Annotated in this window: 10 protein-coding genes; all 10 read left to right on the top strand. The window is 72.2% G+C overall.

From position 1 onward, the window contains the following. Positions 1-116 precede the first annotated feature (116 nt). The 10 genes from COUCH_RS33535 to COUCH_RS33490 all read left to right on the top strand — a co-directional run bounded on the left by COUCH_RS33535 (position 117) and on the right by COUCH_RS33490 (position 16,840). The gene (locus COUCH_RS33535; RefSeq protein ID WP_249609183.1) at positions 117-806 is read left to right on the top strand and encodes a lysophospholipid acyltransferase family protein; all 690 of its coding nucleotides are present in this window, start codon (positions 117-119) and stop codon (positions 804-806) included. A gap of 2 nt (positions 807-808) precedes the next feature. Then, positions 809-1,714, top strand: a complete 906-nt coding sequence (locus tag COUCH_RS33530) for a sterol desaturase family protein (RefSeq protein ID WP_249609182.1) — start codon at positions 809-811, stop codon at positions 1,712-1,714. A gap of 95 nt (positions 1,715-1,809) precedes the next feature. Beyond that, complete coding sequence (locus tag COUCH_RS33525) at positions 1,810-3,378, top strand: DHA2 family efflux MFS transporter permease subunit (protein WP_249609181.1); 1,569 nt, start codon at positions 1,810-1,812, stop codon at positions 3,376-3,378. 30 nt (positions 3,379-3,408) lie between these two features. Continuing rightward, the gene (locus tag COUCH_RS33520; RefSeq protein ID WP_249609180.1) at positions 3,409-5,967 is read left to right on the top strand and encodes a class I SAM-dependent methyltransferase; all 2,559 of its coding nucleotides are present in this window, start codon (positions 3,409-3,411) and stop codon (positions 5,965-5,967) included. A 17-nt stretch (positions 5,968-5,984) separates the two neighbouring features. Then, positions 5,985-7,208, top strand: coding sequence for a beta-ketoacyl-[acyl-carrier-protein] synthase family protein (locus COUCH_RS33515; RefSeq protein ID WP_249609179.1), 1,224 nt, complete (start codon positions 5,985-5,987; stop codon positions 7,206-7,208). 145 nt (positions 7,209-7,353) lie between these two features. Continuing rightward, positions 7,354-8,253: a (3R)-3-[(carboxymethyl)amino]fatty acid oxygenase/decarboxylase gene (gene scoE / locus COUCH_RS33510; protein ID WP_249609178.1), complete on the top strand. Its 900-nt coding sequence runs from the start codon at positions 7,354-7,356 to the stop codon at positions 8,251-8,253. A gap of 31 nt (positions 8,254-8,284) precedes the next feature. Beyond that, a complete protein-coding gene (locus COUCH_RS33505; protein WP_249609177.1) occupies positions 8,285-9,484 on the top strand; it encodes a cytochrome P450 family protein in 1,200 nt (399 codons plus the stop codon). After that, the gene (locus COUCH_RS33500) at positions 9,481-10,074 is read left to right on the top strand and encodes an FcoT family thioesterase (protein WP_249609176.1); all 594 of its coding nucleotides are present in this window, start codon (positions 9,481-9,483) and stop codon (positions 10,072-10,074) included. The genes COUCH_RS33505 and COUCH_RS33500 overlap by 4 nt, the downstream gene beginning before the upstream one ends. Next, a complete protein-coding gene (locus COUCH_RS33495) occupies positions 10,071-10,463 on the top strand; it encodes an acyl carrier protein (protein WP_249609175.1) in 393 nt (130 codons plus the stop codon). The genes COUCH_RS33500 and COUCH_RS33495 overlap by 4 nt, the downstream gene beginning before the upstream one ends. Beyond that, on the top strand, positions 10,460-16,840 hold the full coding sequence (locus COUCH_RS33490) for a type I polyketide synthase (RefSeq protein ID WP_249609174.1): 6,381 nt from the start codon (positions 10,460-10,462) through the stop codon (positions 16,838-16,840). The genes COUCH_RS33495 and COUCH_RS33490 overlap by 4 nt, the downstream gene beginning before the upstream one ends. Positions 16,841-16,843: the final 3 nt, after the last annotated feature.

Genomic DNA, 16,843 nt, shown 5'->3' with positions numbered 1-16,843 from the left:
TTGCTCATATGCGCTGTTAGCATCGACCAGCCAAACGCGCCGCCGACCGTACGAGAATCCTTTCGCGACGCATTTCGCCAATCCATTCGGCCAGGCCGGATGCGGAGGTTTCCATCATGTTGAGACGATGGGCGCGGTTTACCGTGTCGACGTTGGTAAAGATCGTCTACCGCCCGCAGGTGTCCGGGGCTCACCACATTCCGGCCACCGGACCGTGCATCATCGCGGCCAATCACCTCTCTTTTTCCGACCACGTGTTCATCTCGCTGGCCACCCGCCGCCCGGTGGTCTTCATCGGCAAGGCCGAGCGCCTGACCGGCTCCGGCCTGCGGGGCCGGCTGGGGGCGGCGTTCTTCCGGGCGATCGAGATCGTCCCGGTCGACCGGGACGGGGCGCACCGCGCCACCGCGGCGCTCGACGTGGCCCGTGAGGTGCTCGCCGAGGGGCGGGTGTTCGGCATCCACCCGGAGGGGACCCGCTCGCCGGACGGCCGTGTCCACAAAGGCAGGACGGGCGTCGGCTTCCTGGCGCTCGCCACCGGCGCGCCGGTGATCCCCTGCGGGCTGACCGGCACCGACCGGGTGCAGCCGCTGGGCACCACGATGCCGCGGTTCGCCCGGTTCGCCATGCGCTTCGGCGAGCCGATGACCTTCACCGGTCCGGAGACCGATCCGCGGCTGCGCCGGACCGTGACCGACCAGATCATGCGCGAGATCCAGCGCCTCTCCGGCCTCGAGTACGTCGACCGGTACGGCAACAAGGACAAGTCGGCGCCCGCGGAACCGGCAACGAGAATCGGAGGTTGACCATGATGGACCAGGTACTGGACCGCCTGCACGATCCGGCGGTCTATGCGCTGCCGGCGATCGCGCTGCTCATCGTCGTCGAGATGATCGCCACCTACGTCGACGACGACACCAAGGGCTACGACCGGCGCGACCTGCGGGCCAACGTGCTCACCGGGATCGGCGCCCTCGTCGTGTCGACCCTGATGCGGACGGCGGCGCTCGCGATCTACGCGGTGGCGTACGTCTACATCGCGCCGTGGCACCTCGATCCGGGCGCCTGGTACACCTGGGTGCTCCTCTTCTTCGCGGTCGACATCCTGCTGTACTGGTACCACCGCATGGCGCACCGGGTGCGCCTCATGTGGGCCGGCCACCAGGTGCACCACTCCAGCGAGTACCTGAACATCTCCGTCGCGCTGCGGCGCAAGTGGGCGCAGTGGTTCGAGAAGATCATCTGGCTGCCGCTCCCGCTGCTCGGCGTGCCGCCGTGGATGGTGTTCACGATGCACTCGCTGCACCTGCTGTACGGCCTCTTCGTGCACACGGAGAAGATCGACAAGCTGCCCCGGCCGATCGAGTACTTCTTCGTCACGCCGTCGCACCACCGCGTGCACCACGGCAGCGACCCGGAGTACCTGGACAAGAACTACGCCAGCACGATGATCATCTGGGACCGGATGTTCGGCACGTTCCAGCCCGAGATCCGCCGCCCCACGTACGGGCTGACCACCCAGATCAACACCCACAGCATCTGGCGGATCCAGGTGCACGAGTTCGCCGCGATGATCCGCGACGTCCGCCGCGCCCGTACGTTCCGGCACCGGCTCGGCTACATCTTCGGCCCGCCCGGATGGCAGCCCACCGATCTCGACGGGGCCCCCGCCGAGGGCTCCCTGCCGACGCCCGCACCGGTTGTCGCGAGCTGACGACAACGGGTCATATCGTGCTGGCCGAGATGACGCATCCGGCCGGCACGAGGCGGCCGTCGACACCGGCCGCGTGCCGGAGCTAGGGGACCGACATGGACACCAGATCGGCCGGCGGGCAGCTCGCGGACCGGGAAGCCGCCGGGGCCGGACGGCTCTCCCGCCTCCGCGGTCACCCGTGGCTGACCCTTGTGGTGGTGTCGAGCGGCGCCATGATGGTGGCGCTGGACAGCATGGTGGTCACCGTCGCGCAGCCGGTCATCCAGCAGGAGCTGTCCGCGTCGTTCGCGCAGGTGCAGTGGGTCACCACCGGGTATTTGCTGGCCGTCGCGGTGCTGCTCGTCGGCGCGGGGAAGCTCGGTGACCGCTTCGGCCACCGCCGGGTCTTCCTGATCGGAGTCGTCGGCTTCACGGCGACGTCGGTGCTGATCGGGCTCTCCGGCACGATCGTGTGGGTCATCGCGCTCCGCGTGCTGCAGGGCGTCTTCGGGGCCCTCATGCAGCCGGCGACGCTGGCGTTGCTGCGGCTCGTCTTCCCGCCCGACCGGCTGATGATGCCGATCGCCATCCGCAGCGCCGTGCTGGGCGGCTCCACCGCGGCCGGTCCGATCCTCGGCGGCCTGGTGGTCGAGCACCTCAACTGGCAGGCGGCGTTCTACCTCAATCTGCCCATCGGCATCGTCACGCTGGCCCTCGCGGCCGTCGTGCTGCGCGGCGGGACGGTCGTGCGGACCGGCACCCGGTTCGACGTACCCGGCCTGGTGTTCCTCGCGTCGACGCTCGCCCTGCTGCTGTGGGCGGTCACCAAGGCGCCGGTGCGGGGTTTCGGCGACGGATGGGTCCTCGGCGCGCTCATCACCTCGCTGATCCTCGGCGTGACGTTCGTCTGGTGGGAGCGCCGCGCCGCCGACCCGCTGCTGCCGCTGTCGCTGTTCCGCTCCGTACCGGTCACGGTCGGCGTCACGGTGATGACGCTGATCTCGTTCGTCCTGTTCGGAGTTCCGTTCCTGCTCACCTTCTACCTCCAGAACGTGCTGGGCCTCACGCCCGCCGAGTGCGGGATCCAGGTCCTCTGGCTCACCCTGGTCATGGTCGTGGGCGGGCCGGCGGCCGGGGCGATCATGGCCCGGACCGGCCCGCGGATCCCCGTCGCGGTCGGCCTGCTGCTGACCGGGGTCGCGCTCATCGGCCTGCTCCGGCTCGGCCCGTACGCCAACATCGACGCCCTGACCGGCTGGTTCGTCCTGATGGGGATCGGCTTCAGCCCGGTCGTCATCGGCGCGACCCGGCTCATCCTCAGCGGCGCGCCGCGCAGCGCGGCCGGGGTGGCGGGCGGCCTGCAGCAGACCGCGATGCAGATCGGCGGCAGTCTCGGCACGGCGGTGCTCGGCGCGGTGGTGGCGGCCCGGGTCGGGGCGCTGCTGCCGGAGCGGTTGAGCGCCGCCGGCGCGGTCGTCGCCGATCCGGCCGCGGCGGTGCAGCACGTGTCGGTCGGTGAGTCGCCGGTCGTCACCGGAATACCGGCCGCGGCCGCCGCGTCGATCGCCGACACCACGTTCGTCAACGGCATGGACACCGCGCTGGCCGTGACCGCCGCCCTGGCCTTCGCCGGGGCCGTGGTCGCCCTCTTCGGCCGGCTGGCACCTTCCCAGGATTCCTCGTAGCTCTCGGTTAGGACGGTTATGCAGACATCGGTGACCCGGACCGCCGCGGAACCCGCGGCGCCGGACCGGGCCCGGCTCCGCCGGGCGGCGTTCCTCGCGCAGGACGGGCTCGTCCTCTCCTGCATCCTTCAGGCCCTGGACGAGCTCGGCGTCATCGGGCCGTCCCTGCGGCGGGAGCAGTCGGTCGACGAGCTCCTCCCGGATCTGCCCGCCGCCGGCTTCGGCTCGCTGCGGGTCGTGCTGCGGACCCTGGCCGCGCAGGGATGGACCGCGCACGGTCCGGGAGCCTCGCCCGCCGGCACGGTCGTGCGGTGGACCGCCGAAGGCCGGGCCGTCGCGGCCCACCATCGCGATTACCAGGCGATGGGGCGCTTCCTCACGATGTTCGGCGGTACGGACCGGGACACGTGGTCCCGGGAGTGGCCGGAGCCGGCGCGGAAGGCGTTCGCCGAGCTGCTGGACCGGGCACGCGCCCGCTGGGACGTCGAGGGGCCGGCGGACGGTCCGGACGAGGTGGTGCGGGGGCACCTCGACGGAGCGCTGGTCATGCCCCTTCTGCTCAGCGACGCCGCCGTGGCGCTGCCCGCCGGCGCGGCCGAGCTGCTGGAACTCACCGGCTGGTCCGGGCCGGAGGCCGGCCGGTACGCGGCCTCCTTCGGCATGAGCGCGTCGTACCTGCCGATGTTCGCGCGCCTGCCGGACCTGATCCGGGGTACGACCGTCGTACGCCCGGACGGCGGCCAGGAGTGGCACGTCAACCGGGCCCTCAACGTCAACGCCAGCGGCGCCGCCCACGGCCGGTACTTCCGGGACACGCTGGCCGTCGTCCTCGACCTGTTCAACAGGCCGGATCTCGCCGCCCAGCCGCGGTTCATCGCGGACACCGGCTGCGGAAACGGGCGGTGGCTGGTCGAGCTCTACGAGGCCGTACGCGACCGGACGCTGCGCGGGGCCTTCCTCGCCGAGCACCCGCTCACGATGGTCGGCATCGACCCCAACCAGGCGGCGCTGGACGAGGCGGACCGGCTGCTGACCGCGCACGGGGTGCCGGCGGTGCTGCTGCCGGGAGACATCGGCGCGCCGGCCGGCATCGCGCGGGAGCTCGCCCGGCACGGCATCGACATGCGCGCCGGGCTGCACATCCGGTCGTTCATCGACCATGACCGGCCGTACCTCGGTGAGCGCCGCGCGCCGGCCGAAGCCTCGACGGAGACCGCCGCTCACCTCGACCCGGACGGGCGCGCGCTCGCGGAGGCCGCGGTGCGCGAGGACCTCGTGGCGCATCTGCGCCGCTGGGCGCCGTACGTGCGCCGGCACGGCCTGCTCGTGCTGGAGGCGCACAGCGTCGCCCCGCACATCTCGCGGCGGCACCTCGGTGACATGCACGCGGTGGCGTTCGAGGCGTACCACGGGCTCTCGCACCAATACCCGATCGACCACGCCGACTGGATGGCCGCCTGTCGCGAGGCCGGCCTGGAGCCGATCCTCTCCGAGGGGCGGTGCTACCCGACGCGGCAGCCGTTCGTCGCGGTCAGCCTCAACCGTCTCGTGCCGGTGGAGACGCGGACGGCCGCCGGTGTCGCCGAGCCGGAGCCCGCCTCGGCCGACGGCTGGGCCCTGCACGAGCTGCTCTTCGAGAACGGGGACATCCGCCGTCCGCGGCCCTGGTGCGCCCGGCCGACCGGGTGGCTCGTCGGCCGGGCCGTACGGGCCCTGGAGAACCGGCTGGCCGTGCTGCGCCCGGGTGAGACGATCCGGGTGCTGGACTACGGCTCGGGCACCGGCCTGAGCGTCATCGAGCTGCTGAAGGCGCTGCGGGAACGGGGTTTCCACGACCGGCTGGACGACGCCGGCGTCAACCTGGAGCTGCACCTGGCGGACCTGCCGGGCGACTGGTTCGCGCAGGGCCGGCAGCTCCTGACCGGCCATGAGCTCGTCCGGTTCCACGACCTGCGCGGGCCCGACGGCTCCTTCCGGCCGCTCACCGACGTCTTCCCACCGGACGAGGTGGACCTGGTGCTGGCGAGCATGGTGTTCCACCTCATTCCGGCCCGGGCGCTCGACGGTGTGGTCGCCGGCCTGGCGTCGATCCTGCGGCGGCAGGGGCAGCTGCTCTGGACCTCGCCGGACACCGGGCCGGCGGGTCCCTCGGCGCACCTGTTCCACGACGTGAACCGGGCGGTCCGCGACTGCCTGCTGCACGCCCCGCTGGACGACTCGTTCCCGGCCGAGCTGCGCCGGACGATCGCGGAGGTCCGCCTTCTCCGGTCGGCCCAGTCGGACGAACGCGCGCAGCGCAGGATCCTGCCCCGGCCGCACACGGCGAAGGAGCTGGCCGCGGCCTTCGAGCGGCACTTCACCGGCCGGGTCGAGGTGGCCAACCACGAGATCCAGCCGGACGAGATCCTCGCGACGCTGCTCGTGCCGTCCAACGCCGGCGAGTACCTGCCGGAGATCGCCGATCCGCGGCTGCGGGCGGCCGCCATCGAGGCGCTGGTCGCCCGGGTGCTCCCGCGGCTGCGCGGCGGGCCGGGCGGTACGGCGTCGGGTCTGAGCATCCGCTGGACCTTCGGCACGTACGCCCGTTGATGCGAAGGAGCGCCGGTATGGGACTCGGGGACGTGGTGATCACGGGGCTGGGCGCGACCACTCCGCTCGGCGGCGACGTGGCGTCCACCTGGGCCGCGATGCTGGAGGGGCGGTCCGGCGTACGCCCGCTCGAGCAGACGTGGGCCCGGCAGTTGCCGGTACGCATCGCCGCGCAGGCCGCCGTGGATCCGGCGATGGTGCTGGACCGCGTACGCCTGCGCCGCCTGGACCGTTCCGAGGCGCTGGCCCTGATCGCGGCCGGCGAGGCCTGGGCCGACGCGGGACTCGCCGGGGCCGGACCGGAGCCGGAACGGCTCGCGGTGAGCTTCGGCAGCGGCATCGGCGGGGTGCAGACGCTGCTCGACCAGGACGACGTGCTGGAGACGGCGGGCGCGCGCCGGGTCAGCCCGCACACCCCGCCCATGATCATGCCGAACGGGCCGGCCGCCCAGGTCGGGGTGGCGCTGGGCGCGCTGGCCGGGGTGCACTCGATGGCCAGCGCCTGCGCGACCGGTGCGGAGGCCGTGGCGCTGGGCGGGGACCTGATCCGGTGCGGCCGCGCCGACGTCGTGGTGACCGGCGGGGTGGAGGCGGCGATCGCGCCGCTGCCGATCGCGGCCTTCGCGGCCATGCGGGCGATGTCGGTGCGCAACGACGAGCCGCAGCGGGCCTCGCGTCCGTGGGACCGGCAGCGCGACGGGTTCGTCATCGGCGAGGGGGCCGCCTCGCTGGTGCTGGAGCGCGCCGAGCACGCCGCCGCGCGGGGCGCCCGGGTGTACGCGCGCCTCGTCGGCAGCGGCATCTCGTCGGACGGCTACGACATGGTGCAGCCGCATCCCGAGGGAGCGGGCGCCCGCCGGGCCATCGCGGCGGCGTTGCGGGCGGCCGACGTGACCGGCGCGGACATCGCCCACGTCAACGCGCACGCCACCAGCACCCCGGTGGGTGACCTCGCCGAGCTGGCGGCGTTGCGGGCGGCGGTGGGGGCCGGTGCGGTGCTGACGGCCACCAAGTCGATGACCGGGCACCTGCTCGGCGCGGCCGGCGCGCTGGAGTCGATCGCGACCGTTCTGGCGGTGCACCACGGCGTCGTCCCGCCAACGATCAATATCGATGAACCCGACGGCATCGAGGAATTCGACGTCGCCGCCGACAAAGCCCGTCATGGCGAAGTGCCGGTCGCGCTGAACAATTCTTTTGGTTTCGGCGGACATAATGTCGCGCTCATTTTTGCCCGCTGATGCAGGGAGTTTTTGCAGCTCAGAGCGGTCGCTGATGCTCGCTTTATGGACCCTTTAGCGACAAATAAGCGGCTGTTCAGAACCGGCTGCTACGTTTGTCGAGGTCGATTTCGATAAGTCAGTGATTTTATCGCCAGCGATATGGATGGGGGCTGTCCTGTTGGACGTGCAGGTCACCAGCAGCGGATTCGGGGCGACGGTGCGGGACTTCGATCCGGCAACCGCTTCCGACGACGAGATCACCGCGCTCAAGAACGGCGTCTACGAACACAAGATCCTGATCCTCAAGGGACAGAGCCTGACCCCGGCCGCCTTCGTCGCGATGGGCCGCCGGCTGGGACAGGTCGAGGCGTACTACGAGCCGATGTACCACCACCCCGAGGAGCCGGACATCTTCGTCTCCTCCAACGTGAGCGACGGGGACAAGCAGATCGGCGTCCCGAAGACCGGCAAGTTCTGGCACGCCGACTACCAGTTCATGCCCAAGCCGTTCGGCCTGACCCTGATCTACCCCCAGGTCATCCCGGCCAAGAACCGCGGCACCTACTACATCGACATGACGCAGGCGTACGAGCGGCTCTCCGAGGACCTCAAGCGGGAGATCGCCGGCACCCGCACGCTGTTCAGCGTCCGCCGGTACTTCAAGATCCGGCCGTCCGACGTGTACCGGCCGCTGGGCGAGCTGACCGAGGAGGTCGAGCGCAAGACCCCCACGGTCTCGCACCCGACGCTGTTCAAGCACCCGGTGACCGGCGCGACGGTGCTCTACAACAGCGAGGGCTTCACCGTCGGCATGGAGGACGCCGACGGCAACCGGCTCGACGACTCGCTCATGCAGCGGGTCTTCGACGAGACCGGCCAGCGGGACATGAGCTTCACCGCCCCCGGCATCCAGCTCGTCTCGCCGGAGCAGGGCGATCTGCTGATCTGGGACAACCGCGCGCTGATCCACCGGGCGCTGCACACCACCACGCCGGAGCCCACCGTGTCGTTCCGCGTGACGGTGCACGACGACCACCCCTTCCACGACGATCAGCCGCTCTGACCACCGCCCCACGCCAGGAAGGGACCCATCGATGACCTCCAAGTGCCCCGTGCACAACCTGGACTCCCCGTACGACGAGGAGTGGTTCGCCGATCCGTACCCGACGTACGAGCGGCTGCACGAGGAAGGCCCGATCCACCGGGTGTGCCTGCCCGACGGCTCGCCGATCTGGCTGATCACCCGGTACGACGAGGCCAGCGAGGCGCTCAAGGACCGCCGGCTGGTGCGCAACCGCCGGTACGCCGACTCGGACTACACCAACGAGATGCTCCCGGAGATCGTCCGGTCCGGGAACCTGCACATGGAGGACGGGCCGCTGCACACCCGGCTGCGCCGCTTCATGAACTTCGCGTTCACCCCGAAGCGGATGGCGGACCTCGTGCCCCGGATCCAGCAGGTGGTCGGCGACCTGCTGGACGAGATCGAACGCAAGGGCGGCGGCGACATCATGTCGGACCTCGCCGCGCCGCTGCCGATCACCATGACCGCGGACATCCTCGGCGTGCCGGACACCTCCCGGGCGGACTTCCGCGCCTGGAGCGACGCGATGCTCGGCAAGGACCCGGCCGCCGCGCGGGTGGCCGCCGGCAAGCTCCTCGCGTTCGTGGAGGAGCTGATCGAGGTCAAGAAGAAGGAACCCGCCGACGACCTCATCTCCTACTGGATCAGCGCCCGCGACAACGAGGGGCAGCCGCTGACCGACCAGGAGATGATCGGCATGACCTTCTTCCTGCTCCTGGGCGGGTACGACACCACGGTCGGGCAGATCGGCGCCTCGGTGCTGGCCCTGATCAACAACCCGGAGAAGGCGCAGGAGATGCGCGAGAACCCCGACATCATCCCGGCCGCCGTCGAGGAGCTGATGCGGTGGGACGGCTCGACGCACAGCGGCATCCGCCGGTTCGCGATCGAGGACATGACCATCGGCGGCGCCGACATCAAGGCCGGCCAGCAGGTCATCATCTCGCTGGGCGCGGCCAACCGGGACCCCGAGCGCTTCGAGTGCCCGGCCGAGATCCGGCTGGACCGGCCGGACAACCAGCAGCTCGGCTTCGGCCGCGGACCGCACCACTGCCCGGGCAAGGAGCTGGCCCGCAACGAGTTGCGGATCGCGCTGGGCGAGGTCGTCCGGCGGTTCCCGAACATCAAGTGCGCCGTTCCCCAGGAGGAGCTCGACTGGCGGCCGTCGTGGCTGATCCGCGTACCGCGGCAGTTCCCGGTGACCGTGTGAACGCAGTGACCCACGCCGCCGGGTCCGTCATCGGGCCCGGCGGCGCCCACGCCACCGACCCCGGGCTGCTGGCCGCGGTGCTGCGGCCGTACCGGGAGAACTGCAAGTATCTGCAGTCGGCGGAGGTGACCGCCGCCGGCGATCCGGCCGACGGCGGCCGGGTGACGGCACGCTGCACGTTCGTGATCCCGGAGTCGTGCTACATCGACGACACCGGGCACTTCAACTCGGTCGAGTTCAACATCTGCTACAACCAGATGCTCTATTACACGGTTGCCAAGACGGTCCAGGAGCGGCTGGCGCAGCCCTTCGCCCGGTGGACGATGGACGACTACTGGAGCCGGCAGCTCGCCGACTTCCTCATCACGGACTTCCGCAGCTCGTTCAAACGCGCGATGAGCGGCCGGTTCTTCCACGGCGCTCTGGAGATCACCGACATCGCGGAGTGGGCGGGCAGCGACCTGCGCGACGCGCTCGTCGTGCTGCGTACCACCTGCCGTTACTGGGACGAGCGGGGTGGCGCCTCGGCCGGCGAGGTCCGGGTGGCGATCACCAACCCGCCCGCGGCCGCCGAGGACACGAGGACATGACTTCTGCACCGACCGCATTCGCCGCCGAGCTGGGCCGGATCCCGGTGAGCGCGCGCCGCGCCGCCCTCCAGGAGGCCGTGACGGCGGAGTTCCGCACCGCCCTGCTGATGACGCCGGACGAGGCGCTGCCCGCCGACGCCAACTACTTCGAGCTGGGGCTCACCTCGCTGCGGGTCACCGAGATCAAGCAGAACCTCGAGGAGAAGCTGGGGTGCGAGGTGGACGCCGCCGTCCTCTTCGCCAGCCCCACCGTCGCCGACCTCACGGACAACCTGGTCGCGGCCCTGCCCGGGCTCTTCCCGCCGGTCGCGGCGCCGCCGCCCGGCCCGCCGGCCGCGGACCGCAAGCCCCTAGTCGACAGCCTGTTGAAGGACCTGTTCGAAGCATGAGCAGCCGGGAGGAGACCACCATGCCCGCGCCCGACTCCGAACTCCTGCGCGAGCTTCTGCTCGAGAAGTACGAGCCCATCGCCGTCGTCGGCATCGGACTGCGGTTCCCGGGCGGCAACCGTACGCCGGACGGCTTCACCGAGTTCCTGCGCGCCGGCGGCTCCGGGATCGGACCCGTGCCGGCCGACCGGTGGGACGTCGACAGGTTCGCCTCCGCCGAGGGCGGCAGGGGCCGTATCCGGGCGGCCGGCGGCGGCTTCCTCGACGACGTGGACCAGTTCGATCCGCGGTTCTTCGGCATCTCGCCGAAGGAGGCGCAGTACCTCGACCCGCAGGCCCGGCTGATGCTCGAGACCTCGTGGGAGGCGCTGGAGCACGCCGGTCTCGACCCCGCCCGGCTGCGCCGCTCCGACGGCGGCGTGTACGTGGGCGTCAGCTGCGTCGACTACTCGCTGGAGGTCGAGGCGCTCGAGTACCCGGAGCTGGACGCGTACGTCGGCACCGGTACGGCACACAGCGCGATCCCCGGCCGGGTGTCGTACTTCCTCGGCTGGCGCGGGCCCAGCATGGCGATCGACACCGCCTGTTCCTCCTCGCTGGTCGCCCTGCACCTCGCCGTCGAGGGGCTGCGCCGCAAGGAGTGCTCCATCGCCCTGTGCGGTGGCGTCAACGCCATGCACCACCCGCGCAACCACATCGTGTTCAGCCAGGCCGGCATGCTCTCCCCGGACGGGCACTGCAAGACGTTCGACGACAGCGCCGACGGCTACAGCCGCAGCGAGGGTTGCGGCGTCATCGTCCTCAAGCGCTACTCCGACGCCAAGCGCGACGGCGACCACATCCTCGCGCTGGTCCGGGGCACGGCGGTCCGGCAGGACGGCGAGAGCGGTGGCCTGACCGTGCCGAACGGGTCGGCCCAGGACGCCGTCATGCGCGCCGCGCTGCAGGGCGCCATGCTGGAGCCCGCCGACGTCCAGTACGTCGAGGCCCACGGCACCGGCACGTCGCTCGGCGACCCCATCGAGGTGGGCGCGATCCGTTCGGTCTTCTCCGACTCGCACTCCGCCGAGCGCCCGGTCGTCATCGGGTCGCTCAAGGGCAACATCGGGCACATGGAGTCCGCCGCGGGAATCGGCGGCGTGATCAAAGCCGTGCTCCAGCTGCAGCACGCCGAGGTGTTCCCGCACGTCGGCATGCAATCGCCGTCGCGGCACATCCCCTGGGAGGCGTACCCGGTGTCGGTGCCGCTGACCGGGCGGCCGTGGGAGAGCGATGTCCGGCGCGCGCTGGTCAACTCGTTCGGCTTCGCGGGCACCATCTCCTCCGTCGTACTGGAGCAGGCCCCCGCCCGGCCCGGGTCCGCCCCGGCCGACGCGGACGATGCCGGCGAGCCGCGCATCCTCGCCGTGTCCGCACGTACCGAGGAGGCCCTGCAGCGCCAGCTCGCCCGGTACGGCGACTTCCTCGCCGCGCACCCCGACGTGCGGGTGTCCGACGTCTGCTACACCGCCGCGGTCTGCCGCGCCGACTTCCCGGTCCGTACGGCCGCGGTGGTCCGCTCCACCGAGGAACTCGCCGCCGCGCTGGCCACATCCAAGCCGGCGACCGGCGAACCCGGTCCGTCCGCGGTGGCCATGCTCTTCACCGGCCAGGGCGCCCAGTACGCCGGCATGGGCCGGGCCCTCTACCGGCGGCACCCGGAGTTCCGGCGCCACGTCGACGAGTGCGACCGCCTGTTCGCCGAGCACCTGGGCGAGTCCATCCGCGACCTGATGTTCGGCGAGGACGCGGAGCGCCTCAACGAGACCAGGTACACCCAGCCCGCCCTGTTCACCGTCGAGTACGCGACGGCGATGCTCTGGCGGTCCTTCGGCGTCCAGCCGGACATCCTCATGGGACACAGCATCGGCGAGGTCGTCGCCGCGACCGTGGCAGGGCTGTTCACGCTCGCCGACGCGGTCCGGCTGGTGTCGGTCCGGGCCCGGCTCATGCAGTCGGTCTCCGCGCCGGGCTCCATGATCGCGGTGTCCGCGCCCGCCGGGGAGCTGCGCCCGCTGATCGACGACCTGCCCGACGTCAGCTTCGCGGCGTTCAACGCGCCCGGGCAGTGCGTGGTGTCCGGCGGCCGTGCGGCGCTGGAGGCGCTCACCGAGACCCTCACCGGCCGCGGCGTACGCGTCAGCCGCCTCGCGGTCTCGCACGCCTTCCACTCGCCGCTGATGCACGAGGTGACCGAGTCGTTCCGGCGGGAGATGGCCGGGCTGCGCTTCGGCGAGATCACCGTACCGTTCATCTCGAACCTCACCGGTGAGCCCGCGGACCCGGCGGTGGTCGGCACGGTCGACTACTGGGTGCGCCACATCGCCGAGCCGGTCGACTTCGCCGCCGGGATGCGGACCGTCGAGGCACGCGGCGACCACCTCTTCCTCGAGGTGGGGCCGGCGCCCACGCTGATCGGGCTCGGCCGCCGGTGCGTGCAGCCCGGGGCGGGGCACCGCTGGCTGGCGAGCATGCGGTCGAGCGACACGGACGGCGTGACGCTGCTGCAGTCGGTCGCCGAGGCGTACACGGGAGGGCTCTCGGTCGACTGGGCCGGCGTCTTCGCGGGCGTACCGGGCCGGCGCGTCGAGCTGCCCACGTACCCCTTCGACCGCCGCCGCTACTGGCTGCCGGTCAAGGGTGAGCGGCACGACCGGGCCGGGGCCGTGGAGCCGTCCGCCGTCCGCCACCCCCTGCTGGGCGACGAGATCACGACGCCGGAGCAGGCGGCGTCGGGCCTCCGCGAGTTCCGGACCCGGATCGGGCCCGACCAGCCGGCGTGGCTCGCCGACCACGTCGTCATGGACCAGGTCGTGTTCCCGGCGGCCGGCTACGTCGAGGCGATTCTGGCATTGCAGGACGCCGTGCACGGCGAGACCGCCCGGCCCCTGCACGACGTCGAGATCCTGGAACCGCTGCTGCTCCCGGCGGACCGCCGCACCGAGGTCCGGGTGCGGCTGCGCACCGGAGACGACGGCGCCGGCACGGTGGAGATCATCAGCGTCGACGGGGCCGGGGACACGGCGATCGAGCGTACGCACGCCCGGGCCGGCATCGCCGCCGATGCCGACGGATCGGCCGCGCTGGAGTCGCTGGGTGCCGAGCTGAGCGCGGTGGCGGCGCAACCACCGCTCGACGAGCGCGCCGGCGCGGAGCTCTACCCCGAGTGGGCCGACGTCGGCCTGATGTACGGCCCGCAGTTCCAGCGCATCCGCACGCTCTCCCGCGTCACCCCGGGCGCCGCGGTCTCGCAGATGCGCGGACGCGTCACCGGAGCCGTCGAGCAGCTGCCCCCGGAGCTGCTGGACAACGTCATCCAGACCCTCGGCGGCGTGATCGACGACGGCCGCACGTACCTGCCGGTGCGCTTCGGCCGGCTGCGGTTGTTCAAGAAGCCGAAGGGCGAGACGCTGCGCGCGGTCGTCCGTCGCTCCGGCGCCGAGCCGGGAGCGTCCGGGGACTTCCGCGCCGACCTCATGCTGCTCGACGGCGACCGCCCGGTGGTCGTGGTCGAGGGGCTCGGGTTCCGCCAGGTCGCCCAGACCGGTGACCGGGCCCGGCGGATGTTCCACCGCCCGCGCTGGCTCAAGCGCGCGCTGGTACGCCGCGCCGACGCGGGCGAGCGCAGGCTGATCGTCGTCAACCGGGATCCCGAGGCGGCTCACGCCCTCGCCGCCCGCGCCGCGGCGACCGGTACGGACCTGGTGTTCGCACCCGATGCCGCGGCTGTGGGCCGGCTGCTCGACGACGGGCCCGCGGACGTGTGCTGGGTGTGGCGCCCGCTCGCCGGCGACGCCGGGGACCGGCTGCGGTCCGAGAACGAGCAGAACTACCGGGAGCTTCTCGCTCTCGTCGGTGTCCTCGAGGGCCGCAGCGTCCGGCTCTTCCTGGTCACCGAGGCGGCGCAGCACCTGCCCGGCGACGGGACCGACGCGACGGCGGGGCATCTGCCGGCGAGCACGCTGTGGGGCTTCGGGCTGGCGCTGTGGTCGGAGTATCCGGCGTACCGCGTCACGCTCGTCGACCTGCGCTCGCTGGAGGAGGACGCCGGCGCGCTGCTGGACGAGGTGGCCGCGGCCGAGGACGAATACCAGGTGGCCTACCGCGGCTCCGGGCGGCACGTGCGGCGGCTGCTGCCGTACGCGCCCGGGCCGGGCGACACCGGCAACGCCGAGCTGGCCGTGAAGGAGTACGGCAGCTTCGGCGGCCTCGGCCTCACCCCGGTGCCGGACGTGGCGCCCACGGGCGACGAGATCGAGGTGCGGGTCCGGGCCGCCGGGCTCAACTTCAAGGACGTCCTCAACGCGCTCGGCATGCTCAAGCAGTACGCCGAGGAGACCGGGGTGCCGTACGTGCCGCTACCGCTGGGCTTCGAGGGCGCCGGCACGGTCGTCGCCGCGGGACCGCAGGCGGGCTTCGCCGTCGGTGACGACGTGGTGCTGAGCCACATCGGATCCATGCGCCGCCGGGTGACGGTCGCGTCCGCCTCGGCCGTGCGCATGCCCGCGTCCATCTCGTACGCCGAGGCGGCAGGGTTGCCGACCGCGTACATCACGGCGCACTACGCGCTGCACCGGCTGGCCGGCATGAAGCGCGGCGACCGGGTGCTCATCCACGCCGCGGCCGGTGGCGTGGGGCAGGCGGCGGTCCAGCTGGCGAAGGCGGCCGGCGCGGAGGTGTTCGCGACGGCGAGCCCGCACAAGCACGCGCTGCTGCGCGAGCAGGGTGTGGCGCACGTGCTGAACTCGCGCACCCTCGACTTCTCGGCGCAGGTGCTGGAGCTCACCGGCGGCGCGGGCGTCGACATCGTGCTGAACAGCCTCAACAAGGACTACATCGACGCCGGCATGCGGGCCCTCGGCCGCGGCGGGCGGTTCGTGGAGCTGGGCAAGATCGGGGTGTGGTCCGCCGAGCGGGCGGCCGCGGAACGCCCCGACGTCGCGTACCACAACTTCGACCTCAGCGAATTCCCCGAGGAGGACCTGCTCCGGATCAACAATGAGATCCTGCGGGAGGTCCTCGACGGCATCGAACGGGGAAGCCTCGCGGCGCTGCGCACCACCGAGTACACCCTCGACGAGGTCGAGGAGGCGTTCGGCGTGCTCAGCCGCGGCGCCAACGTCGGCAAGCTCGTGCTGTCCCTGGAGTCCGAGCCGGCGGAGGCCCCGGTGGCGATCCGGCCGGACCGCACGTACCTGATCACGGGTGGTCTCGGCGCGCTCGGCGTGCTCGCCGGGCACAAGCTGGCCGAGCTGGGCGCCCGGCACGTGGCGCTGGTGAGCCGGCGGGCGGTCGGCGACGACGAGCTGGCCGACGTGCGGTCGCGGATCGGCCCGGACGTGGACGTGCGGGTGCACCGCGCCGACGTGGCCGTCGCCGCCGACGTGCGGGAGCTGGTCGCCGAGTTGGCCGCCGGGGAGGTCCCCCTCGGGGGCGTGCTGCACGCCGCCGGTGTGCTGGCCGACGGGCCCATCGCGAAGATGTCCTGGCCCGACCTCGACGCGGTGTTCGGCCCGAAGGTGTACGGCACCTGGCACCTGCACGAGGCGGTCGCCGCGGTACCGACGCTCGACTTCTTCGTCGGGTACTCGTCCGTCGCGTCGGTCATCGGCGCGGTGGGCCAGGCCAACTACGCGGCCGGCAACGCGTTCGTGGACGCCCTGATGACCTGGCGGGCCGCGGCGGGACGGCCGGGCACCGCGCTGAACTGGGGGCCGTGGGCCGAGGTGGGCATGGCCGCGGAGCTCGACGAGCGGCTCGTGCGCAACCTCGAGGCCCAGGGCACCCGCTTCATCCGGCCCCGGCGCGGCACGGCGGCGCTCGCGACGATGCTCGCCGGGCCGGTTCCGCAGGCGGTCGTCGGCGAGTTCGACTGGGACAAGCTGGCCGGCGGTCGCGCCGCCAACCTGCTGTACCAGCGGCTGGCGCGGCGTCCGCAGGACACCGCCGCGGAGCTCGACCTGCCCGGCCTGCTGGCCCTGCCCCGGTCCGAGCGGCGCACCGCGGTGAGCCGGCTGATCCGCGGGCACGTCGCCGGGGCGTTGCACTTCGACGGTCCCGACGACGTCCCGGCGGACGCGAAGTTCATCGAGGTCGGCCTGGACTCGCTGGGCGCGGTCGAGCTGAAGAATTTCCTGGAGTCGTCGCTGCGGGTGGCGCTGCCGACCAGCCTGGCCTTCGACTACCCGTCGATCGGCCTGCTCACCGAGCACCTCGAGCAGCAGCTCGGCGGCGGCGACCCGGCCGCCGGGCCGGCCGGGCCCGAGGAGCCGCAGGCGGTCGCCGACATGTCCGCCGACGCGGTGGCGGCCGAGCTCGCGGCGCTGAAGGACCTCTGAGCG

This window comes from Couchioplanes caeruleus (genome assembly GCF_023499255.1).
Lineage (GTDB): Bacteria > Actinomycetota > Actinomycetes > Mycobacteriales > Micromonosporaceae > Actinoplanes > Actinoplanes caeruleus_A.
This window is presented reverse-complemented; position numbering and strand designations above follow the sequence as displayed.

Coding starts and splice junctions, on each gene's coding strand:
- COUCH_RS33535 (WP_249609183.1), top strand. CDS start 117: ATGTTGAGACGATGGGCGCGGTTTACCGTGTCGACGTTGGTAAAGATC.
- COUCH_RS33530 (WP_249609182.1), top strand. CDS start 809: ATGATGGACCAGGTACTGGACCGCCTGCACGATCCGGCGGTCTATGCG.
- COUCH_RS33525 (WP_249609181.1), top strand. CDS start 1,810: ATGGACACCAGATCGGCCGGCGGGCAGCTCGCGGACCGGGAAGCCGCC.
- COUCH_RS33515 (WP_249609179.1), top strand. CDS start 5,985: ATGGGACTCGGGGACGTGGTGATCACGGGGCTGGGCGCGACCACTCCG.
- scoE (WP_249609178.1), top strand. CDS start 7,354: ATGGGGGCTGTCCTGTTGGACGTGCAGGTCACCAGCAGCGGATTCGGG.
- COUCH_RS33505 (WP_249609177.1), top strand. CDS start 8,285: ATGACCTCCAAGTGCCCCGTGCACAACCTGGACTCCCCGTACGACGAG.
- COUCH_RS33495 (WP_249609175.1), top strand. CDS start 10,071: ATGACTTCTGCACCGACCGCATTCGCCGCCGAGCTGGGCCGGATCCCG.
- COUCH_RS33490 (WP_249609174.1), top strand. CDS start 10,460: ATGAGCAGCCGGGAGGAGACCACCATGCCCGCGCCCGACTCCGAACTC.